The following is a 23,297-nucleotide window of genomic DNA, read 5'->3' as shown; positions in this document are numbered from 1 at the left end:
GTTACGGATCTGAAGGGCAATGCGCGATGACCGTGAATTCAGAAGACGACACCATCCAGCATCGAAACGGAGAGTCCAGCGTCGACGGTTCACCGGCCCCCGGGTCCCAGGAGGTCATGTCCGACGTCGAGGAGGAGGAGCGCAGCGCGGTCGACCTGGTCCTCGGTCTTGGTGACCCGCAGAAGGTCGGCAGGTTCCAGTTTCTTATCGACGGCGAGCGCTGGGAGTGGTCGGATGCGGTCGCCCGCATGCACGGCTACCAGCCGGGAGAGGTAGAGCCGAGCACGGAGCTGTTGCTGCAACACAAGCATCCCGACGATCGCGAACACGTCGCGGCGGTCTTGGAGCGCGTGATGCGGGGGCAGCCGTTCAGCAGTCGGCACCGCATCATCGACACCGCCAGGCGCACCCGCTGCGTGGTCGTCGTGGGCGACCGGATGCTCGATCACAGCGGCGCCCTGATCGGGACGTCCGGGTTTTACGTCGACGTCACCGACTCGCTGGAGTCCGATATCCGCAACGTGCTGTCGGCGGCGGCCGACGCCCGCGCCCGGATCGAGCAGGCGAAGGGCGTACTGATGGCGGCCTACGGCATCCCCGCGAGGCGGGCGTTCGACATCCTGGTGTGGCGGTCCCAGGAGACCAACCTCAAGCTGCGCGACCTCGCCGCCCGCTTCATGGACGCGGTGGCCAGCAAGGCGTCGGCGGAGACCCGAAGCGAGGTCGACCGGGCGCTGCTCACCCTGGAATAGCCGCAGTAGGGTCGGGCCGGTGGCACACCTATTGGGAGCCGAGGCCATCCACCTCGAATACCCGACCCAGCTGGTATTCGAATCGGTCACGGTGGGCGTGAACGACGGCGCGCGGATCGGCATCGTCGGGCGCAACGGGGACGGCAAGTCCAGCCTGCTGCGGCTGCTGACCGGCCAGCTGCAGCCCGACTCCGGTCGCGTCACCCGCCGCAGCGGCTTGCGGGTCGGCGCGCTGAGCCAGGCGGACACTTTGGACCCGGACCGCACCGTGGGCTGGACGCTGGTGGGCGAAGCGGCCGAACACCAATGGGCCGGTGACGCGCGGGTGCGCGACGTGGTTGGCGGCCTGGTCTCCGACATCGGTTGGGACGCCGCAGTATCGACGCTGAGCGGCGGCCAGCGCCGGCGCGTCCAGCTGGCCAGGTTGCTGGTCGGCGAGTGGGACGTCATCGCGCTCGACGAGCCCACCAACCACCTGGACATAGAGGGCATCACCTGGCTCGCGGAACATCTTCGGCAGCGCTGGGCGCGCAACACCGGCGGTCTGCTGCTGGTCACGCACGACCGCTGGTTTCTCGACGAGGTCGCCACCACGACGTGGGAGGTGCACGACGGGATCGTGGAGCCGTTCGAGGGCGGTTACGCGGCCTACGTGCTGCAGCGCGTCGAGCGGGACCGGATGGCCGCCGCCACCGAAGCCAAGCGGCAGAACCTGATGCGCAAGGAGCTGGCCTGGCTGCGTCGCGGCGCGCCTGCCCGCACCTCGAAGCCCAAGTTCCGCATCGAGGCCGCCAACCAGCTGATCGCCGACGTGCCACCGCTGCGGAACAACGTCGAGCTGGCCAAGCTGGCGACGGCCCGGCTCGGCAAGGACGTCATCGATCTGCTCGACGTGTCGGTCGCGTACCCGCCTTTTAGTGATCACCCGGTGCTGCGCGACGTCGAGTGGCGGATCGCCCCGGGCGAACGCACCGGCATCGTCGGCGCCAACGGCGCCGGGAAGTCGACGCTGCTGGGGCTGATCGCCGGGAGCATCAAGCCGGACACCGGGCGCGTCAAGCGCGGCAAGACCGTTCAGCTCGCCGTGCTCGACCAGCAGGGCGACGCGCTGGCCGTCGAGGGCCGGGAGATGACGCCCGCCCAGCTGCTGGAGCGGCTCGGCTTCGGTCGTGGCCAGCTGTCCGCCCGCGTCGGCGAGCTCTCCGGCGGGCAGCGGCGGCGATTGCAGCTGATGCTCACCCTGCTGTCCGAGCCCAACGTGTTGCTCCTCGACGAGCCGACCAACGACGTCGACACCGACATGCTTGCCGCCATGGAAGACCTGCTCGACTCCTGGCCGGGCACCCTGATCGTCGTCTCCCACGACCGCTACCTGCTCGAACGGATCACCGACCAGCAGTACGCCATTCTCGATGGCCGGCTGCGGCACCTGCCCGGCGGCATCGACGAGTACCTGCGGCTGGCGCGGCGGGAAGCCGCCGCGGCCGCGCCGCCTGCCACCGTCGCCCCGGTTGAGCCGGCGGGGATGTCGGGAGCCCAGCGCCGGGCCGCCGAGAAGGAGCTGGCCGGCGTCGACCGCCGGCTCGCGCGGCTGGCCGACCACATCGCGGACAAACACCGCGAGCTGGCCGAGCATGACCAGGCGGACCACGTCGGCATCACGCGGCTCACCCAGGAATTGCGCGCGTTGGAAGACGAGGTCGCGGCGACGGAGAGCCGCTGGCTGAATCTGTCCGAGGCGCTGGAGTGAGCCGCTCAGCGCCAGCGCAACAGCACGAGCTCGGAGCTGAATCCCGGGCCCATCGCGAGCATCAGCCCGGGGCTGCCGCCGGGCGGCGGCTTGGCGATGGTGTCACGCAGGATGTGCAGCACCGAGGCCGACGACAGGTTGGCGACCTCGCCCAGCGAGCGCCAGGTCAGCTCGAGGGCGTCTGGCGCTAGCCCGAGGCTGGTGCCGATCGCGTTGATGACCTTGGGACCGCCGGGGTGCGCCAGCCAGGCGCCGACGTCGTCCTTCGTCAGCCCGTGGGCGCCCAGGAACCGGCTGACGTCGCCGGCCAGGTGACGGTCGATGAGGTTCGTGAGCTCGGGTGACATCACCAGGTGCAGCCCGGTCGAGCTGACGTTCCAGGCCATGATGTGCAGCGATTCGGGGTAGAGGCGGCTGCGGGAGTCCACGATGTCGGGCCCGCTGGGGCTCAGCCGGTCGGCGCGGCGGTCGCCGACGGCGACCACGGCGGCGGCCCCGTCGCCGAACATGGCGGTTCCCACCAGGCCCGACACGGTCGGCTTGACCGCCGGGAAGGTGAGCGAGCACAGCTCCACCGACACCAGGACGGCGACGCCGTCCGGCGCGCCGCGCAGGTAGTCGTGCAGTTGGCCCACCCCCGCCGCCCCGGCCGCGCAGCCCAGTCCGAACAGCGGCACCCGGCGCACATCCGGGCGCAGGCCGAGCCGCCCGGCGATCCGCGCGTCGAGCGACGGCACCGCAACGCCGGTGACCGTGGTGGTGGCGATCATGTCGATGTCCTGGGGCCGCAGGCCGGCCTCGTCCAGCGCGCCCAGCAAGGCTTCGCAGCCGAGTTGGACGGCATGCTCGATGAAGACCTCGTTGGCCTCGCCGAAATCGGTCAGCGACGGGTATCGCTCCAGCGGCAGGACCAAGTGGCGGCTGTTCACCTTGGCGGCGGCGTGCAACCGTCGAACCACCCCCTCGTGCTCCTTCAATGCGGGGAATTCGACGATCTGGTCGGTGATTTCGGCCTGGCTGTAACGATGCGGGGGCAACGCTCCGAACACGCCCGCGATGACGCTCATGCCCTACCCTCTTGCATCCGTCCCAGCCCAGAAGGGATTTTGATCAATTTTCGAAGTTTAAGCCGTTCCGAGTAGCCCGGCAAAAATTCGGCGTATTCGACATGTGTTGTATTGCTTTCGAATTCCGTCATTCGCCGTCCTCGTCGTCGGCGGAGTTCAGCGCCATCGCGACCAGTGCGTCGGGGCTCAACGAGTCGATAATGTCGATGACCGGTTCGGCGACAACGGTTTCCGGCCCACCGGCGAGCAGGAGAAGCTTGTCGAGCAGCCCGGTTCTCCGGAGCTCGACGAGCGGGATCCTGCGCAGTGCGGACCATACCTTTTCCTCGTCGGATTGGTCGTCCTCGCGCCGGAATAGTTGCCGCCGCAGATGATCGGCCAGCGCCGCGGGGGTCGGATAGTCGAAGATCAGTGACCGCGACAGCGCCAACCCGGTGGCCGTCGTCAGCCGGTTGCGCAGTTCGACGCCGGTCAGCGAGTCGAGCCCGAGGTCGGCGAAGGCGCGGTCGCGGTCGATGGCACGTCCGTCCGGATGCCCCGACACGGCGGCCGTGTGCTCGCAGACCAGCTCGGCGAGCCGGCTCTGCTGCTCCGCGGGCGGCAGCGCGTTCAGTTGTTCGGCCAGGCCGGGCGACCGAGGCGCCTTGGCCGGCAACGCATTATGCGCGTCGCCCAGCCAGAATCGTTGCCGGGCAAAGCCATACGTCGGCAGATCGATCCGGCGGCCCCCGGCGCCGGCGAACACGCCCGGCCAGCTCACGCCCACGCCGGCGGTGAACAGCCGGCCGGCCGCGTTGAGCAGCGATTCGATCTCCGGAGCGCCTTTGGGCATGGTGACCACGGAGATCGGCCGCTCGGTCGTCAGCGATTGGTCGACCGCCGCGCTCAACCCACCGCCCGGGCCCGCCTCGACGAACGCCGTCACCCCCAGGGCCTCGGCGGTGCGCACACCGTCGAGGAAACGCACCGGCCGGACCACATGCTCGACCCAGTACCGCGCCGATCCGTATCCCGGCCCGGCCGGCTCACCAGAGACGTTGGACACCAAGCAAATTCGCGGCTGCTGCGGTTGGATGTCGGCCACTCGATGCGCGAACTCCTCGAGCATCGGCTCCATCAACGGCGAATGAAACGCGTGTGAGACCGCCAGTCGGTGCGTCCGCCGGCCGGTGTCCGCCAGCCGGTCGGCCACGGCGCCCACCGCGGCCCGCTCACCGGACAGGACCACCGAGCTCGGTCCGTTGACCGCCGCGATGCTGACGCTCCCGCCAAGCATCGGGGCGACCTCGGCCTCGCCGGCGCCCACGGCCACCATCACTCCGCCCTCCGGCAGCGCCGCCATCAATTCGCCGCGGGCCGCCACGATGCGCGCCGCGTCGTCCAGGGACAACAGCCCCGCCACGCACGCGGCGGCGATCTCCCCCACCGAATGACCCAGCACCACATCGGGTGTCACACCCCAGGACCGCCACAGCGCGGCCAGGGCGATCTCGAGGATGAACAACGCCGGCTGCGCGAACTCGGTGCCCTGCAACAATTCGGCGTCGGTACCCCACATCACGTCGCGCACCGGCGACCGCAGGTGGGCGTCCATCGCCGCCGCGGCCTCGTCGAAGGCGCGGGCGAAGGCCGGAAACCGTTGATGGAGTTGGCGGCCCATTCCCGGCCATTGCGAGCCCTGGCCGGGGAACACGAAGGCCGTCCGGCCCGCCGACCCGGCCCGGCCCATCACCACACCGGGGACCGGCTCCCCGGCCGCCAGCCCGGACAGGTCGCGCGTCAGCGCATCCCGATCGTGGCCCACCAGCACCGCCCGCTGCTCGAACACCGATCGCGTCGTCGCCAACGACCAGCCCACGTCCGCCGCGGTAACCCCCGAGTGGGCCACCCGCTCCGCCAACCGGTGCGCCTGGTTGGCCAGGGCCTGCTCCGAGCGTGCCGACAACACCCACGCAACCGGCCCGTCACGCGCATCCGCGGGTGGATCCGGTTGCGCGGGAGCCTGTTCCACGACGACGTGCGCGTTCGTCCCGCCCATGCCGAACGACGAAACCCCGGCGCGGCGCGGGCGACCCGCCACCGGCCAGCGCAGCGCGTCGGTGTTGACCCGCAGGTGTTCGATTTCGGGATTGGCGTCGGCGTAGTTGAGGCTCGGCGGAAGCACCGAATGCCGCACCGCCAGCACGGTCTTGAGCAGGCCGGCAATTCCCGCGGCGCCCCCGGCGTGGCCGATGTTCGTCTTCACCGACCCCACCCGCAGCGGGTGCTCGCGCGCGCCGAACACCTCGGCCAGCGCCTGAGCCTCCACCGAGTCGCCGACCTTCGTGCCGGTGCCGTGCGCCTCGACGTAGTCGATGTCGGCGCTACCCAGGCCGGCGGCGGCGAGCGCCCTGCGGATGACCTCGGCCTCACCGGAAACCGAAGGCACCGTCTGGCCCGCGGCGCTGTGCCCGGCGTTAGCGACCGCGCTGCCCCGGATGACCGCGTGAATCCGGTCGCCGTCCCGCAGGGCCGCCGGCAACGGCTTCAGCAGAACCAGTCCCCCACCCTCGCCCCGCACATAGCCGTCCGCGCGCCGATCGAACGCGTAGGTGTGACCCGACGTCGACAGCGCGCCGAATTCGCGTTCCAGCATTGCGGTTTCGTCGGCCAGGTTGAGGTGAACCCCGCCGGCGATCGCCAGCGCCGACTCGCCCGCGCGCAGGCTCTCGCAGGCCAGGTGCACGGCGACCAACGACGACGATTGACCGGAGTCGACGGTCATGCTGGGCCCCTGCAACCCGAAGGCATACGAGACCCGGTTGGCGATCATCCCGCGGCTGATGCCGGCGAACGAGTGGTGATCGAGGTTGTCGGCGATATCCCGCAGGGTGAGGACGGCGTAATCGTCGGCCATCGCCCCGAGGTACACCGAGATCGCCGTTCCGCGAACCGCTTCGGGCACCACGAACGCGTCTTCGAAGGCCTCCCAAGTCAGTTCGAGGGCCAACCGTTGCCTGGGGTCCATGGCGGACGCCTCGCGGGGCGAGAGGTTGAAGAAGTCGGCGTCGAACTCCGCGACGTCCCCGGGCAGCCGCGTCGCTTCACGGCCGTCGCGGACGAGATCCCAGAACTCGCGCGGGCTTGCCGCGCCGGGGAATCGGCACGCGAGCCCGATGACCGCGACGTCCGTCATGCTAGGGCCCCATCTCTTCGTCGAGGATGGCGAAAAGCTGGCTTTCGGTGGCGGTGGCGATGTCGTCCTCGAACGGATCGTCGGGTTGGTCCGGGTAGGGGATTTCCGCCGGGCCGGTGAGGCCGTTCAGCATGCCTTCCAGCCGGGTGACGAGCTGCGCCTTGTCGCCCGGGCTCCAGTCGGGTTGGCCGAGCAGCGCCTGCAATTCGCGGGCCACGTCGTTGAAGCGGGCCATGCGATCGGGCGGCTCGCCACTTGCCCCGGTGGCCAGCTGGCCGTCGAGGTGCTCGGCCAGGGCCGCGGGGGTGGGATAATCGAAGATCAGCGTCGGCGAAAGGGTCAGTCCGGTCGCGATTTTGAGCCTGTTGCGCAGCTCGACCGCGGTCAGCGAGTCGAACCCGAGATCTCCGAAGGCCTGCTCGCCGTCGACGTCCGCGGTGCTGTGGCCCAACACCGTGGCGGCGTTGCCGCAGACCAGCTCCACCAGCTCGCGCCGCCGCTGCTCGGGGCCCAGGCCCTCCAGCCGCGCCCGCAACCCCGTCAGCGACACCATGTCGGTGGGGTCGAGGACCCGCCGCGCCCGCCGGGTGGCCAGCTGGCTCAACAGCCGCGGCAGCGCGGCGCCGGCGTGCGTCAGTGCGGCCGTGTCGAGGCGGGTGGCCACGACGACGGTCGGCTCGGCCAGCAGCGCGGCGTCGAGCAGGTCGAGCGCCTGGCGCGTGGACAGCGCGGCCAGCCCCGCGCGGCTCATCCGCGCCCTGTCCCGGTCGTCGAGGTTCCGGGTCATGGCCGACTCCTCTTCCCACATCCCCCAGGCGATCGACAGGCCGGGCAGGCGGTGGGCGTGTCGGTACGCCGCCAGGGCGTCGAGGAAGCTGCTGGCGGCCGCATAGTTGCCCTGGCCCGGCGAGCCCACGATCCCCGCCACCGACGAAAACACCACGAACGCCGACAGATCCAGTTCCCGGGTCACCTCGTGCAGGTGCCACGCCCCGTCGACCTTTGCCCGCAGCACAGTATCGATGCGCTCCGGCGTCAGGGACGCGATCACCGCGTCGTCGAGCACGCCCGCCGCATGGAACACGCCGCGCAGCGGGAAACGCGCGGGTACCTGCGCCAGCAACCGCGCCACGGCGTCGCGGTCGGCGACATCGCAGGCCAACACGGACACCTCGGCCCCCGCCTCACGCAGCTCCGCGACCAACGCGGGCACGCCGTCCGCCCGCTCGCCGCCGCGGCTGACCAACATGACGTGTGGCACGCGATGGCGCTCGACGAGGTGACGGGCCACCGCCGAGCCCGCCATGCCGGTCCCACCGGTGATCAATGCGGTGCCGCCGGCCAGCCCGGCGGGCCCGTCGGGCATCGTGAGCACGACCTTGCCTATGTGGCGGGCCTGGCTGACAAACCGGTAAGCGTCCGCGGCGCGGCGCACATCGAAGGCCTTGACCGGCAATGGCTTCAAAGCGCCGGCCGCGAACAACCGCACCAATTCGGCCGACATCTCCGCGATGCGGTCCGGGCCGGCCTCCATCAGATCGAACGCGCGGTAGGTTTGGGTGATCGCGCCCGGGTCGCGCAGGTCGGTCTTGCCCATCTCGATGAAGCGCCCGCCGGCGCTCAGCAACCGCAGCGAGGCGTCGGTGAACTCGCCGGCCAGCGAGTTGAGCACGACGTCCATGCCGGCGCCGCCCGTCGCGACGGAGAACTTGTCCTCGAAGTCCAGCGTTCGCGAATCCGCGATGTGGGCGTCGTCGAAGCCCATGGCGCGCAGGGTGTCCCACTTGCCGCGGCTGGCGGTCGCGAAGACCTCGGCGCCCCAATGCCGGGCCAGCTGCACGGCCGCCATGCCCACCCCGCCGGCGGCCGCGTGCACCAGCACCCGCTCGCCGGCCCGCAGACCGCCGAGGTCCGACAGCCCGTAATACGCCGTCAGGAACACCACCGGAACCCCGGCCGCCTCGGTGAACGACCATCCCGGTGGCACCCGGGTCACCAACCGCCGGTCGACGGCCGTCTCCGAGCCCGTCAGGCCAAGGATCCCCATGACCGCGTCACCGACGGCCAAATCGGTGACGCCCGGACCGATCTCGGTCACCAGCCCGGCGCCCTCGGCACCCAACTGCGCCGCACCCGGATACATGCCCAGGGCCACCAGCACGTCGCGGAAGTTCACCCCGGCCGCCGCCACGGCCACCCGCACCTGACCGGCGGCCAGCTCCGCCGGCGGGCCGGATTGCACCGCCAGGTCCTCCAGCGTCCCGGCGTCACCGGCGGCGAGCCGCCAGACCGACGGCGCTTCGGGCAGCCGCAACACGGGGTGCGCGTTGACCGGCTTCAGCCGGGCACCGTAGGCGATGCCCTCGCGGACGATCAATTGCGGTTCGCCGCAGCCAATTACGGCTCCGAGGTCGAGGGAACCGTCGGAGTCGACCAACACCACCCGGCCGGGGTGCTCGGCCTGCGCCGACCGCACCAGCCCCCACACCGCCGCACCGGCCAGATCCGACACGTCCTCACCGGGCAGCGCGACAGCGCCGCGGGTCAGGACCACCAACGGCCCGGACCCATCACCCCGGGACTGCAACACACCCAACGCTTCATGCGTGGCGGCGTAGACCGATCCGACCACGTCCTGGGCGTTCGGCTGCGGCTGCCACACCTCAGGGGGTCTGTCAATGCCGTTGTCCGACAACGAAACCGGGGACCACACTGCCTCCAGCAGTTCGCCGCCACCGGCGCGCGCCGCCGCGGCCGCCGACAGCTGCGCGGCCGAGACCGGACGCGTCACCAGCTCGCGCACCGACAGCACCGGCAAGCCCGACGAGTCGGCCAGTTCGACCGACACGGCGTCGTTGCCCACCGGCGCCAGCCGGACCCGGACCCGCGACGCCCCGGCCGCATGAAGGCACACGCCCTGCCAGGAGAACGGCAAGACGGTCTCGGCCCGCTCGTCGGCCACCCCCAACGCGTGCAGGGCCGCGTCGAGCACCACAGGATGAATCCCGAACCCGCCCACCGTCACACCCGCATGCTGCGGCGCCTCGACCTCGGCGAAGGTCTCGTCGCCCCGCCGCCACACCTTCCGCAGGCCCCGGAAGGCCGTGCCGTACCCATAGCCGCGCGCCGCCAAATCGTCGTAGGCGCCGGCCACGTCGACCGCCGTGGCACCGACTGGCGGCCACACCGAGAGATCGGCGCCGGGGTTGGGCGATCCTTCGCCCAACACGCCCTGGGCATGCAACGTCCACTCCGTACCGGCCTGCGAATACACCGCGACCGCGCGTGACCCGCCCTCGCCGGCGGCGTCCACCACCACCTGCGCCCGCACCGCGCCGCTGCTCGGCAGCGGCAACGGGGCCGACAGCGTCAACTCCTCGATCACCGGACAGCCGACCTCGTCGCCGGCCCGCAACATCAGCTCCACAAACCCGGCGCCCGGGAACAACACGGTCCCGGTCACCGCGTGATCGGCCAGCCACGGCTGGGCCGCCGTCGACAGCCGGCCCGTCAGCACCACCCCGCCCGAATCGGGCCGTTCGACCACCGCGCCCAGCAGCGCGTGCTCGGCCGCGGTCAGACCCAGGCCGGCGGTGTCCCGGGCGCCCACCGACTCGGTCGGCAGCCAAAACCGGCGCCGCTGAAAGGCATACGTCGGCAGGTCGACCCGGTGGGCTGCGAGGCCGTCGAACACGGCGGCCCAGTCCACGCCGGCGCCGGAGGCGAACAGCCGGCCGGCCGCCAGCAGCAGCGACTCGACTTCCGGGCGGTCCTTGGCCATCGATACCGCGGAAACGGCCGGCTCGGTCGCCAGGGACTGTTCCACCGCGGCCGTCAACGCCGCGCCCGGACCCACTTCCACGAACGCACCGGCGCCCAGCGATCCGGCACACCGCACACCGTCGACGAACCGCACCGGCCGGCGTACGTGCTCGACCCAGTAGTCGGCGGACCCGTATCCGGGTCCGGCCAATTGCCCGGTCACGTTGGACACCAGGTCGATTCGCGGCGCACCGGGCGACACCCCGGCCAGCACCGCGGAGAACTCCTCGATCATGGGCTCCATCAGCGGCGAGTGGAACGCGTGCGAGACGGCAAGCTGCCGCACCCGCCTCCCGCAGTCGGCCAGCCGATCGGCCGCGGCCGTCACCGCCGCCCGCTCGCCCGCCAGCACGACCGCGTCCGGACCGTTGACCGCCGCGATGCTCACGTTGTCGTTCAGAAGCGAAGCGACCTCGGCCTCGGTCGCGTTCACCGCCACCATCACCCCACCCGCGGGCAGCGCCGCCATCAACCGGCCGCGGGCGGTCACCACCCGCGCCGCGTCTTCCAGCGACAGCACCCCGGCCACACAGGCCGCGGCGATTTCCCCCACCGAGTGCCCGATCACCACGTCGGGCGTCACGCCCCAGGACCGCCACAGCGCCGCCAGGGCGACCTCGAGCACGAACAGCGCCGGCTGGGCAAACTCCGTGCTCTGCAACAACTCCGGATCCGTGCCCCACATCACGTCGCGCAGCGGCAACCGCGCATGGACATCCACCGCCGCCACGGCTTCGTCGAAAGCCCCGGCGAACACCGGAAAGCGCTGATGCAGTTCCCGTCCCATCCCGAGCCGCTGCGAACCCTGGCCGGGAAAAACGAACGCGCGCTTACCAACCGGGCGGGTGCGCCCGACGACCACGCCCGGGCCGGGCTCCCCGGACGCCACCCGCGCGAGCCCGGCCGCCAGCGTGTCGCGATCGCTCCCCACCAGCACCGCGCGATGCTCCAGGGCCGCCCGGGTGGTGGCCAGCGACCAGCCCACGTCCGCGGCGCGCAGCTCCGGCTCGGCGTCGAGATGGTCTAGCAGCCGCCCCGCCTGGGCGGCCAGCGCGTCGGCCGACCGGGCCGATATCAGCCACGGGATCGCGGGTCGAGAATTATAGGTAAGCGGGGCAACGGTTTCCGGTTCGGCGGGCGGTTGCTCGACGATCACGTGGGCATTCGTCCCGCTGATCCCGAACGACGACACCCCCGCCCGGCGCTGGCCGTCCCGCGCCGGCCACTTCTGGGCATCGGTCAGCAGCGACACCGCGCCCGCCGACCAGTCCACATGCGGTGACGGCACGTCCACGTGCAGCGTCTTGGGCATCATCCCGTGCCGCATCGCCTGCACCATTTTGATGACCCCGGCCACCCCGGCCGCGGCCGACGTGTGACCGATGTTGGATTTGATCGATCCCAGCCACAGCGGCCGGTCCGCCGGCCGGTCCTGCCCGTACGTCGCCAACAGGGCCTGGGCCTCGATGGGGTCACCCAAAACCGTTCCGGTGCCGTGGCCCTCGACCACGTCGACGTCCGCCGCCGTCAACCCGGCGTTGGCCAGGGCGGCGCGGATCACCCGCTGCTGGGACGGCCCGTTGGGCGCGGTCAGACCATTGGAGGCGCCGTCCTGGTTCACCGCCGAACCCCGTAGCACCGCGACCACCGGATGGCCCAGTCGCCGCGCGTCGGCCAGCCGCTCCAGCACCAGGACTCCTGCGCCTTCCGACCACGACGTCCCGTCGGCCGCACCGGCGTACACCTTGCACCGGCCGTCGGGGGCCAGCGCCCGCTGCCGGCTGAACTCCACGAACGCGGCGGGCGTGGCCATCACCGTCACACCACCGGCAAGCGCCAGGTCGCACTCCCCGGAACGCAGCGACTGCGCCGCCAGATGCATGGCCACCAACGACGACGAACACGCGGTATCCACCGATACCGCAGGGCCTTCCAGGCCCAACACGTACGACACCCGGCCCGAGGCCACGCTCAGGGTGGAACCGGTCAGCCCATAGCCCTCCAACTCGCCCTTCACCTCGCCGCCGTATCCGGCGTGGATTACGCCGGCGAACACTCCGGTCGCCGAGCCGCGCAGCCCCAGCGGGTCAATGCCGGCCCGCTCCAACGCTTCCCACGAGATCTCCAGCATCAGCCGCTGCTGGGGATCCATCGCCAGGGCCTCGCTGGGGCCGACCCCGAAGAATCCGGCGTCGAAGTCGGCCGCGTCGCGCAGGAAGCTGCCTTGCCGGGTGTACATCTTCCCGGCCGCGTCCGGGTCCGGGTCGTACAGCCCCTCCACATCCCAGCCGCGGTCCGCCGGGAAGTCCGACACCGCGTCGCGGCCCGCATTCACCATGTCCCACAGGGTCTCCGGCGAATCGATCCCACCGGCGTAGCGGCACGCCATGCCCACCACCGCTATCGGGTCGGACAGCCGGCCTTCCAGCTCCGAGACGCGCCGCCGCGCCCGCCTGAGATCCGCGGTCAGACGCTTCAGGTAATCGACGTGCTGCGTGATATCCGGCATCGTGGCCTCAGTGGCCGAGTTCTTCGTCGAGGATGGCAAAGAGTTCGCTTTCGGTCGCGGCAACGAGGTCGGCGTCGATGTCCTCGGGGGCGAGGTGGTCGGCGGGGCCCAGCGCGGCGAGCAGGCTGTGCAGGCGGGCCCTCAGCGCCGATTTGTCGCCCGCGGACCAGTCCGGCTGGCCGAGTAGCGCCTGCAATTCCCGGGTGATGTCGGTGAAGCGGGCCATCAGGTCCGGCTGGTCGCTCGCCGCCGGGTCGGCCAATTGGGAGTCCAGGTGGCCGGCCAGCACCTCCGGTGTGGGATAGTCGAAGATCAGCGTGGGCGAAAGCGTAAGGCCGGTAGCGGTTTTCAGCCGGTTACGCAGTTCGACGGCGGTGAGCGAATCAAAGCCCAGGTCCTGGAATGCGCGGCCGGCGTTGATGTCGGCGGGGTTGGGCAGCCCGAGCACGGTCGCCGCATTGCCGCAGACCAGGTCGACCAGCTCGCGCCGGCGCGCCTCGGGGGCCAGGCCGTGCAGGCGCGCGGTGAGACCCGTCATCAGGGCGGTCGTATCGGCGTCGTCGATGATACGCCGGGTGGTGCGGGCGGCCAGCTCGCTCAACAGCGGGGGCAGCGCGGCGGCGTTGTCGGACAAGGCGACCCGATCAACGCGGGCGGCCATCAGCACCGGGGCGTCGACCAGCATGGCGGCATCGAACGACTCCAGCGCCTGCTCGGTGGACAGTGGCGCGATGCCGAGCCTGCTCATCCGGGCCTTGTCGCGCTCGCCGAGGTGGGCCGTCATCGCCGACGCTTGCTCCCAGAGGCCCCACGCCAGCGACAGGCCCGGCAGCCCGTGCGCCCGCCGGTAGGCGACCAGCCCGTCGAGGAAACTGTTGGCCGCCGCGTAGTTGGCCTGGCCCGGCGTGCCGACGATTCCCGCCATCGACGAAAACACCACGAACGCGGACAGATCCAGCTCCCGGGTCAGCTCGTGCAGGTACCAGGCCCCGTCGACCTTGGCCCGCAGCACCGTGTCCAGCCGATCCGGGGTCAGCGACAAGACCAGCCCGTCGTCGAGGACGCCGGCCGCATGCACCACACCGCGCAGCGGGTACTGCGCCGGTATCTGTGCCAGCATCGCCGCGACCGCGTCGCGATCCGCGACGTCGCAGGCCACCACCGACACCCCGGCGCCGGCCGCCTGCAGGCGATCCACCACCTCGGTGACCCCCGCGGCCCCGGCGCCGGCGCGGCTGGCCAGCACCACATGCGCGACGCGATAGCGCTCCACGAGGTGACGGGCCAGCGCCGAGCCGGCCATGCCGGTGCCACCGGTGATCACCACGCTGCCGCCCGCCAGCCCGCCGCACCCGCTCAGCACCGCGCCGGGCCCGGAGGGGATGGTCAGCGCGACCTTGCCGATGTGGCGGGCCTGGCTGACGTACCGGTACGCCGCCGCGGCGCAGCGGACGTCAAAGGTCTTGAGCGGCAGCGGCGTCAGGGCGCCGTCCCGCAACAGCTCGACGATCTGGGTCAGCATCGTCGCGGTGAGGTCTGGGCCGGCCTCCATCAGGTCGAAGGCGCAATACCGCGCGCCTCCATGTCGTTCGGCGATGACGTGCGGATCGCGGACGTCGGTCTTGCCCATCTCGACGAAACGCCCGCCGGGCGTCAGCAGCCGCAGCGACGCGTCGGTGAACTCGCCGGCCAGGGAATTCAGCACCACGTCCACCCCGGTCCCGCCGGTGGCCGAGGAGAACTTCTCCTCGAAGTCCAGCGTTCGCGAATCGCCGATGTGATCCTCGTCGAATCCCATGGCGCGCAAGGTGTCCCACTTGCCGCGGCTCGCGGTGGCGAACACCTCCGCGCCCCAGTGCCGCGCCAGCTGAACCGCGGCCATGCCCACCCCGCCGGTCGCGGCGTGCACCAGCACCCGCTCCCCGGCGCGCAGCCCCGCCAATACCGACAACCCGTAGAGTGCGGTGAGAAACACCACCGGCACGCCCGCGGCCGTGACCGGCGACCAGCCCTCCGGTACCCGGGTGACCAACCGCTGATCCACCACGGCCTCGGAACCGACCACGCCCAGCAGCCCCATCACCGCATCGCCGACCGCCAGCCCAACCACGTCGGGGGCGACCTCGACGACCACGCCTGCGCCCTCGGCGCCCAACTGACCACCGCCCGGGTACATGCCCAAGGCCACCAGGACATCCCGGAAATTCACCCCGACCGCGGCCACCGCCACCCGCACCTGCCCGGCCTCCAGCTCCGTACGCGGGCACGGGCTGACCACCAAATCCTCCAGCGTGCCCCCGCCGCCGGCGTCCAGCCGCCAGCCCGCGGCCGGCAGCCGCAAGACCGCTCCCCTTCGCGCCGGCCGCATGCGGGCGGCGTAGGCCACACCAGCGCGGACCGCCAATTGCGGCTCGCCGCAGCCGATCACGGCCCGCGCGTCCAGCGAGCCGTCGGAGTCGATCAAGACCACCCGGCCCGGATGCTCGGCCTGGGCCGACCGCACCAGCCCCCACACCGCCGCACCGGCCAGGTCCGCGACGTCCTCACCGGCGAGCGCGACCGCCCCGCGGGTCTGCACCGCCAACGTGCCGGACCCCTCGTCGCGCAAGCGCGCTTGCAACTCGACGAGCGCCTCGGTGGCGGCCGCGTGCACCGACCGCACCACGTCGCCGCCGTGGGCGCCCGGCTCCCACAGCGTGGCGTCGTGATCGATGCGGTTGCCGCTCAACGCTATCGGCGACCACGCCACCTCGAACAAGCCTTCGGCGGGCGCGGCCGCGACCGACAGCTGCTCGGCCGAGACGGGGCGCATCGCCAACGCGCGCACCGACAACACCGGCAGCCCGGAGCCGTCGGCCAATTCCACCGACACCGCCCCGGCGCCGGAGGGCGCCAGCCGGACCCGCGCCCGCGATGCGCCGGCCGCGTGCAACGACACCCCCTGCCAGGAGAACGGCAACACGGTCTGGCCCGGCCCGGCGGCGGCACCGAGGGCGTGCAGCGCCGCGTCCAACACCACCGGGTGTATTCCGAACCCGCCGTCCTGCGCGCCGAGTTCGTCCGGCAGCACGACGTCGGCGAAGATCTCCTCGCCCCGCTGCCACATGGCCCGCAGGCCGCGGAAGGCGCGGCCATACTCGTAGCCCCGCTCCGCCAGGCGCGCGTAGGCGTCGGCCACATCCACCGGCGCCGCCCCCACCGGCGGCCACACCGACAGGTCCGCGGCCGGCGGCACCGCCGCGGGGCGCACCAGGCCCTCGGCGTGCAGCACCCACTCCGACTGAGCGCCCGCCGAATACACCGACAGCTCGCGCTGACCCGACTCGTCGGCCGGGCCGACCACCACCTGCACCTGCACACCGTCGGCCGCCGGCAGCACCAGCGGGGCCGACAACGTCAACTCCTCGAGCGCCCCGCAGCCGACCTCGTCGCCGGCGCGGATGGCCAGCTCGACGAACCCCGCACCGGGGAACAACACCGTGCCGCCGACCGCGTGGTCGGCCAGCCACGGCTGCGCCGCGGTCGACAGTCGGCCGGTAAGCACCACCCCGCCGGAATCGGGGCGCTGCACCACCGCGCCCAGCAGGGCGTGCCGCGCATCGGCCAGCCCCAGGGCGGCCACATCGCCCGAATTCGTCGATCCGCCGGGCAGCCAAAACCGCTGCCGCACAAAGCCGTACGTCGGCAGGTCGACGCGCCGACCGCCGAGACCGGCGATGGCGGCCCGCCAGTCCATCGGCACGCCGGCCACGTGGGCCTGGCCCGCCGAGAGCCAAAACCGTTGCAGCGAACCGTCGTCGCGGCCCAGCGACGGGACCACGATCGCCTCGCCGCCGCAATCGGCTGCCGTCTCCTCGACGGCGGTGAGCAGCACCGGGTGCGGGCTGCATTCGACGAACACGCCGTAACCGGCGCCGCACGCGTTGCGCACCGCCCGCTCGAACTGGACCGTTTGCCGGATGCTTCGGTACCAGTAGTCGGCGTCCAGGCCGGCGGTGTCCAGCAGTTCGCCGGTCACCGTGGAGTACAGGGCGACCGGGGACGACCGCGGAGCGATGCCGGCCAGCACCTCGGCCAGCTCCGCGCGAATCGCGTCGACGTGCCGGGAGTGGGAGGCGTAGTCGACGTCGATCCTGCGGGCGCGCACATCGCCAGCCTCGCAGCGGCGCATCAACTCCTCGAGCGCGTCCACCTCGCCCGACACCACCACAGCCGAAACACCGTTCACGGCAGCGACATTCAGCCGATCGCCCCACTCGGCGATCAATTCCTCGGCGCGGGCCAGGCCGCAGGCCAGCGACACCATGCCGCCCGCACCCGACAGTCCGACCAGCAGCCGGCTCCGCAGGGCCACCACCCTGGCGGCGTCCTCCAGCGAAAGCGCCCCCGCCACATAGGCCGCCGCGATCTCGCCCTGCGAATGCCCGATCACCGCATCGGGGACCACGCCCACCGATCGCCACAACTCGGCCAGCGACACCATCACCGCCCACAGCGCCGGCTGCACCACGTCGACCCGGTCCAGCCCGGGGGCGCCCGGCGCCCCGCGCAGGACGTCGACCAACGACCACTCCACGTGTTCGGCGAGCGCCTTCTCGCAGCGCTGCAGGTGTTCGGCGAAAACCGCTGAGTGTTCGAGCAGTTCGGCCCCCATGCCGAGCCATTGCGAGCCCTGCCCGGGAAACACGAACACCGTCTTGCCCACCGGTTGCGCCCGGCCCACCACCGCGCCCGCGCCGGGCATGCCGGCGGCCAGCCCGGCCAGCTCCGCCAGCAGGCGTTCGCGGTCGGCGCCCACCAGGACGGCCCGGTGCTCGAACACCGACCGCGTCGAAACCAACGACCATGCCACGTCGACCACCCGCAGACCCCGGTCGTCGTTCACCCGCGCCAGGAGCCGGGACGCCTGATTGGCCAGCGCGTCGGCCGACCGGGCCGAGAGCACCCACGGCGCGGGCGCGTCGTCACCGGCGGGCGCGGGCGTCTCCAGCGGCGGTTGCTCCACGATGATGTGGGCGTTGGTGCCGCTGATCCCGAACGACGACACCCCCGCGCGGCGCGGCCGGTCCAGCGCCGGCCACTCCCGCGCGTCGGTCAGCAGCGACACCGCACCCGCCGACCAATCCACATGCGGTGTCGGCACGTCCACGTGCAGCGTCTTGGGCATCACCCCGTGCCGGATCGCCTGCACCACCTTGATCACCCCGCCGGCGCCCGCCGCCGCCGAGGTGTGGCCCATGTTGGACTTGATCGACCCCAGCCACAACGGCCGCTCCGCCAGCCGGTCCTGCCCGTACGTCGCCAGAACCGCTTGCGCCTCAATCGGATCCCCGAGGGTGGTGCCCGTGCCATGCCCCTCCACCAGATCCACGTCGGCCGCGCGCAGGCGCGCATCGGCCAGCGCGGCGCGGATCACCCGCTGCTGGGACGGCCCGTTGGGCGTCGCCAGCCCGTTCGAGGCGCCGTCCTGATTGACCGCCGACCCGCGCAGCAGCGCCAGCACCGGATGCCCCAAGCGGCGCGCGTCGGAGAAGCGTTCCAGGACCAGCACGCCGACGCCTTCGGAGAATCCGGTGCCGTCGGCGGCGCCGGCGTAGGCCTTGCACCGCCCGTCGGGGGCCAGCGCCCGCTGCCTGCTGAACTCGATGAACATGGCCGGCGTCGCCATCACCGTCACGCCGCCCGCCAGCGCCAGGTCACACTCGCCGGCGCGCAGAGACCGGGCGGCCAGGTGCATGGCCACCAACGACGACGAACAGGCCGTGTCGACCGAGACGGCCGGGCCCTCCAAGCCCAGGGCGTAGGCCACCCGGCCCGAGGCCACGCTCAGCGTCGACCCGCGCAGCCCGTAGCGCTCCAGGTGTCCGGGCACCCGGCCCTGGCCGCCGTACGAACCGTGGAAGATCCCGGCGAACACGCCCGTCGCCGAACCCCGCAAGTCGGCGGGGACAATCCCCGCCCGCTCCAACGCCTCCCAGGACACCTCCAACAACAGGCGTTGCTGCGGGTCCATCGCCAGCGCCTCGCTGGGGGCGATGCCGAAGAACGCGGCGTCGAAGTCGGCCACGTCGGGCAGGAAGCCGCCGCACCGGGCGTAGGACTTCCCCACCGCGTCGGGGTCGGGGTCGAACAGGCCCGACAAGTTCCACCCCCGGTCCGCGGGGAAGTCGGAGACCACATCGCGGCCCTCAACCACCATCTGCCACAGGGCCTCCGGGGAATCCACACCCCCGGGATACCGGCAACCCATCCCGACCACCGCCACGGGTTCGGTTGCCGCGACGAGGTATTCGCGCGCCTCGCGCTTCAGCCGCTCGTTGTCCTTCAGCGCTGCGCGGAGGGCCCTGACGAGCTCTTCGGGGCTGCTGCTCACGGGGCGTGACCTGGGCAATAAAACACGGGGTACAAGAAGCAACGCCTCAGCTCAGTGCCAGCGCAACAGTACGAGTTCGGAACAGAATCCCGGACCCATCGCGATCATCAACCCCGGGCTCCCGCTGGGTGGCGGCTTGGCCCGGGTGTCCCGCAAGACGTGCAGCACGGACGCCGACGAGAGATTGCCGATCTCACCCAGCGAACGCCACGTCAGTTCCAGCGCATCCGGCGGCAGGCTCAGGCTCGCGTTGATCGCGTCGATGATCTTCGGGCCGCCGGGATGGCTCACCCAGGCCCCGATGTCGGTCGTCGTCAGGCCGTGCGCGCCGAGGAACCCCGTGACGTCCCGCTCGATGTGCTCCTCGACCACCTGAGCCAGGTCCTTGGCCAGCACGAGCTCGAATCCCGCGGCGCCGACGTCGTAGCCCATGGTCCGCAGGGAATCGGGATACAGAGTGCTGCGCGAGTCGAGGATGGCGGGGCCTGCGGCCCCCAGCTGTTCGGCGCGGCGCTCGCCGACGGCGACCACGGCACCGGCCCCGTCGGCGAACAGCGCGCTGCCCACCAGGCCCGGCAGCGACGGCTTGTAGCCCGGGTAGGTGAGCGAGCAGAGCTCGACCGAGATGAGGGCAGCGGCGGCGTCGGGCGCCCCCCGCAGGTAGTCGTTGAGCCGGGCCACGCCCGCGGCCCCGGCCACGCAGCCCAGGCCGAACAGCGGCACCCGGCGCACGTCTTCGCGCAGCCCCAGCCGCCCGGCGATCCGGGCGTCCAGGGAGGGCACCGCGAGGCCGGTAACCGTCGTCGTGATCAGCACATCCAGGTCCTGGGGACGCAGGCCGGCCTCGTCGAGCGCGCCCGAAAGCGCCTCGCAGCCCAGGTTGACGGCGTTTTCGATGAAAATCCGGTTGGCCAGGCCGAAGTCGGTCAGGGTGGGATACCGCTCAAGCGGCAGCACCAGGTGCCGGCTGTTGACCTTCGCGCTGGCGTGCAACTGCCGGACGATGTCCTCGTAGCCCTCGAACTCCGGAATGCTGACGAAGAAATCGGTGAGCTCCCGCTGGGAGTAGCGATACGGCGGCAAAGCGCCGAATACGCCCGCGACGACGCTCATTGGGCCCACCCCTTGGTCACGAAGATCAGGGCCGACATGTTCACCCGGATCGTTTCCTGGCCGAAGTTTAGTCGGCCCGGCACCGCCCGGCACAGAAACCAAAGTCCTCTCATTCCCTGGCGCCGAGCCGCGCTTTGAGCTCCTCGGACTCGGCCAGGACGGCTTCGAGCTGCTCGGCGACCCGGACCGGCGCGGTTCCGCCCCGCCGGTCGCGCGACGACACCGAGCCCTCGATCGTCAACACCTCACGGACCTGCGGTGTCAGCTCGGGGGTGATGGCGGCCAACTCGTCGTCGGTCAGCTCGTCGAGGCCCACGGAACGCCCCTCGGCCGTCCGTACGGCGGCCCCGGCGGCCTCGTGCGCGGCCCGGAACGGCACCCCCCGGCGCACCAGCCATTCGGCGATGTCGGTGGCCAGCGTGTATCCGGCCGGGGCCAGGGCCGCCATTCGCTCGACGTCGAACGTCAGGCTGGCCACCAGGCCGGCCATCGCCGGCAGCACCAGCTCCAGCTGGGCGACCGAGTCGAACACCGGCTCCTTGTCCTCCTGCAGGTCGCGGTTGTAGGCCAGCGGCTGGGCCTTCAGGGTGGCCAGCAGCCCGGCCAGGTTGCCGATCAGCCGCCCGGACTTGCCGCGGGCCAGCTCGGCGATGTCCGGGTTCTTCTTCTGCGGCATGATCGAGCTGCCGGTGGACCACGAATCGTGCAACCTGACGTAGCCGAACTCCGTCGAGCTCCACAGGATGATGTCCTCGGCCAGCCGCGACAGGTCCACGGCGATCATCGCGAAGATGAATGCGGCCTCGGCGGCGAAATCCCGGGCGGCGGTCGCGTCGATGGAATTGTTGGCGGCTTCCGCGAAACCCAGCTTGGCGGCGATCGCGTCCGGGTCCAGGCCCAGTGACGAGCCGGCCAGCGCCCCCGAGCCGTACGGGGACACGGCCGCGCGCCGGTCGAAGTCGACGATGCGGTCGACGTCGCGCAGCAGCGGGTGTGCGTGCGCGAGCAGGTGGTGGGCCAGCAGGACCGGCTGAGCGGATTGCAGGTGCGTCTTGCCCGGCATGATCACCGTCGGATGCTCGGCGGCCTGGCCCGCCAGCGCGGCCACCACCTCCAGCGCCCCGTCGGCGACCCGGCGGACCGCGTCGCGCAGCCACATCCGGAACAGGGTGGCCACCTGGTCGTTGCGCGACCGCCCGGCTCGCAGCCGGCCGCCCAGGTCGGGGCCGACCCGGTCGATCAGCCCGCGCTCCAGCGCGGCGTGCACGTCCTCGTCGGTCACCAGCGGCGTGAAGCTGCCGTCGGCTACGTCCTCGGCGAGGCTGTCCAATCCGGCCAGCAGCCCGTCGCGCTGTTCCTCATCGAGCAGCCCGGCGTGAAACAGGATCACGGTGTGGGCCCGCGAGGCGACGATGTCGTAGGGGGCCAGCACCCAGTCGAAGTGGGTGGACTTGCTCAGCGCGGCCAGCGCGTCCGACGGCCCGTCGGCGAACCGCCCGCCCCACAGCGAACCCTCGCGTGTGCTCACGTGTCGTCGGCCGCCAGGTCCCGGCGGGACGCGATCTTGGACGACAGCCCGTGCACGTAGACGAAGCCCTTCGCGGCCGACTGGTCGAAGCTGTCGCCCTCGTCGTAGGTGGCCAGGTTGAAGTCGTAGAGCGACTGCGCGCTGCGCCTGCCGTTGACCGCGATGTGGCCGCCGTGCAACACCATTCGGATCTCGCCGGTGACGTGCTCCTGGGTCTTCGCGACGAACGCTTCCAGCGCGGTTTTCAGCGGTGAGTACCAGAGGCCGTCGTAGACCAGCTCGGCCCAGCGCTGGTCGGTGTGGCGTTTGAAGCGGCCCAGCTCGCGCTCCAGCGTGACGTGCTCGAGCTCGGTGTGGGCGGTGATCAGCACCATGGCGCCCGGGGCCTCGTAGATCTCGCGGCTCTTGATGCCCACCAGCCGGTCCTCGACCACGTCCAGGCGCCCCACCCCCTGGCAGCCGGCGCGGCGGTTGAGTTCCTCGATGGCCTGCAGCACGGACACCGGTTTGCCGTCGATGGAAACGGGGACGCCGCGCTCGAACCCGACGATCACCTCGTCGGGCGTGTTCCAGTTGATGGTCGGATCTTCGGTATAGGAGTAGATGTCTTTGGTGGGCGCGTTCCAAAGGTGTTCCAGGAAGCCGGTTTCCACCGCGCGGCCCCATACGTTCTGGTCGATCGAGAACGGCGAGCGCTTGGTGACGTTGATCGGGATGGCGTTCTCCTCGGCGAACGCGATCGCCTTCTCCCGCGTCCACGCGTAGTCGCGGACCGGCGCCAGCACCTCCAAATCCGGTGCCAGCGAGGCGAATCCGACCTCGAACCGGACCTGGTCGTTGCCCTTGCCGGTGCAGCCGTGCGCGACGATGCTGCCGCCGTGCTCGCGGGCGGCCGCCACCAGGTGCTTGGCTATCAGCGGCCGGCTGATGGCCGACACCAGGGGGTAGCGGTCCATGTAGAGGGCGTTGTTCAGGATCGTGGGCAGGCAGAAGCCCTCGGCGAATTCGTCGCGGGCGTCGACGACGACGGCCTCAACCGCGCCGCAGTCCAGGGCCCGCTGGCGGACGACCTCCATGTCCTCGCCGCCCTGGCCGAGGTCAATCGCCACCGCCACCACCTCGCGGCCGGTCTCCTTGCCGATCCAGCTGATCGCGACCGAGGTGTCCAGACCGCCGGAGTACGCCAGGATGACGCGATCTGACATGAA

9 protein-coding genes are annotated in these 23,297 nt (G+C 71.5%); 2 read left to right on the top strand and 7 right to left on the bottom strand.

Features of this window, described 5'->3' with window-relative positions:
• The first annotated feature begins 26 nt into the window (after positions 1 to 26).
• Complete coding sequence (locus A5678_RS06935; RefSeq protein WP_068040169.1) at positions 27 to 752, top strand: PAS and ANTAR domain-containing protein; 726 nt, start codon at positions 27 to 29, stop codon at positions 750 to 752.
• A 19-nt stretch (positions 753 to 771) separates the two neighbouring features.
• A complete protein-coding gene (locus A5678_RS06930; RefSeq protein ID WP_068040168.1) occupies positions 772 to 2,502 on the top strand; it encodes an ABC-F family ATP-binding cassette domain-containing protein in 1,731 nt (576 codons plus the stop codon).
• A 5-nt stretch (positions 2,503 to 2,507) separates the two neighbouring features.
• Here the strand turns inward: A5678_RS06930 and A5678_RS06925 are convergent, their stop codons facing one another.
• The 7 genes from A5678_RS06925 to A5678_RS06895 all read right to left on the bottom strand — a co-directional run bounded on the left by A5678_RS06925 (position 2,508) and on the right by A5678_RS06895 (position 23,294).
• Positions 2,508 to 3,569 carry a type III polyketide synthase gene (locus A5678_RS06925; protein WP_068040166.1) on the bottom strand — a complete coding sequence of 354 codons (1,062 nt, stop codon included), beginning with the start codon at positions 3,567 to 3,569 and terminating at the stop codon, positions 2,508 to 2,510.
• A gap of 127 nt (positions 3,570 to 3,696) precedes the next feature.
• Positions 3,697 to 6,744, bottom strand: a complete 3,048-nt coding sequence (locus A5678_RS06920) for a type I polyketide synthase (RefSeq protein WP_068040164.1) — start codon at positions 6,742 to 6,744, stop codon at positions 3,697 to 3,699.
• 1 nt (position 6,745) lies between these two features.
• Positions 6,746 to 13,075, bottom strand: a complete 6,330-nt coding sequence (locus A5678_RS06915) for a type I polyketide synthase (protein ID WP_068040162.1) — start codon at positions 13,073 to 13,075, stop codon at positions 6,746 to 6,748.
• A 7-nt stretch (positions 13,076 to 13,082) separates the two neighbouring features.
• Positions 13,083 to 19,448 (bottom strand): type I polyketide synthase, encoded by a 6,366-nt coding sequence (locus tag A5678_RS06910; protein ID WP_068040160.1) that lies wholly within the window; start codon positions 19,446 to 19,448, stop codon positions 13,083 to 13,085.
• Positions 19,449 to 19,499: 51 nt separating this feature from the next.
• Positions 19,500 to 20,561, bottom strand: a complete 1,062-nt coding sequence (locus A5678_RS06905; protein WP_068040158.1) for a type III polyketide synthase — start codon at positions 20,559 to 20,561, stop codon at positions 19,500 to 19,502.
• Positions 20,562 to 20,670: 109 nt separating this feature from the next.
• Positions 20,671 to 22,089, bottom strand: coding sequence for an argininosuccinate lyase (argH, locus tag A5678_RS06900; RefSeq protein ID WP_068040156.1), 1,419 nt, complete (start codon positions 22,087 to 22,089; stop codon positions 20,671 to 20,673).
• A complete protein-coding gene (locus A5678_RS06895; RefSeq protein WP_068040155.1) occupies positions 22,086 to 23,294 on the bottom strand; it encodes an argininosuccinate synthase in 1,209 nt (402 codons plus the stop codon). The genes argH and A5678_RS06895 overlap by 4 nt, the downstream gene beginning before the upstream one ends.
• Positions 23,295 to 23,297 lie beyond the last annotated feature (3 nt).

The organism is Mycobacterium sp. E2733 (genome assembly GCF_001667585.1).
In the GTDB taxonomy this organism is placed as follows: domain Bacteria; phylum Actinomycetota; class Actinomycetes; order Mycobacteriales; family Mycobacteriaceae; genus Mycobacterium.
The sequence above is the reverse complement of the archived record's forward strand: the minus strand, read 5'-3'. Positions and strand labels throughout refer to the sequence as shown.

Bases quoted from the DNA above. Each gene is read 5' to 3' on its own strand.
- A5678_RS06935 (WP_068040169.1), top strand. From the start codon at position 27: ATGACCGTGAATTCAGAAGACGACACCATCCAGCATCGAAACGGAGAG.
- A5678_RS06925 (WP_068040166.1), bottom strand. From the start codon at position 3,569: ATGAGCGTCATCGCGGGCGTGTTCGGAGCGTTGCCCCCGCATCGTTAC.
- A5678_RS06920 (WP_068040164.1), bottom strand. From the start codon at position 6,744: ATGACGGACGTCGCGGTCATCGGGCTCGCGTGCCGATTCCCCGGCGCG.
- A5678_RS06915 (WP_068040162.1), bottom strand. From the start codon at position 13,075: ATGCCGGATATCACGCAGCACGTCGATTACCTGAAGCGTCTGACCGCG.
- A5678_RS06905 (WP_068040158.1), bottom strand. From the start codon at position 20,561: ATGAGCGTCGTCGCGGGCGTATTCGGCGCTTTGCCGCCGTATCGCTAC.
- A5678_RS06895 (WP_068040155.1), bottom strand. From the start codon at position 23,294: ATGTCAGATCGCGTCATCCTGGCGTACTCCGGCGGTCTGGACACCTCG.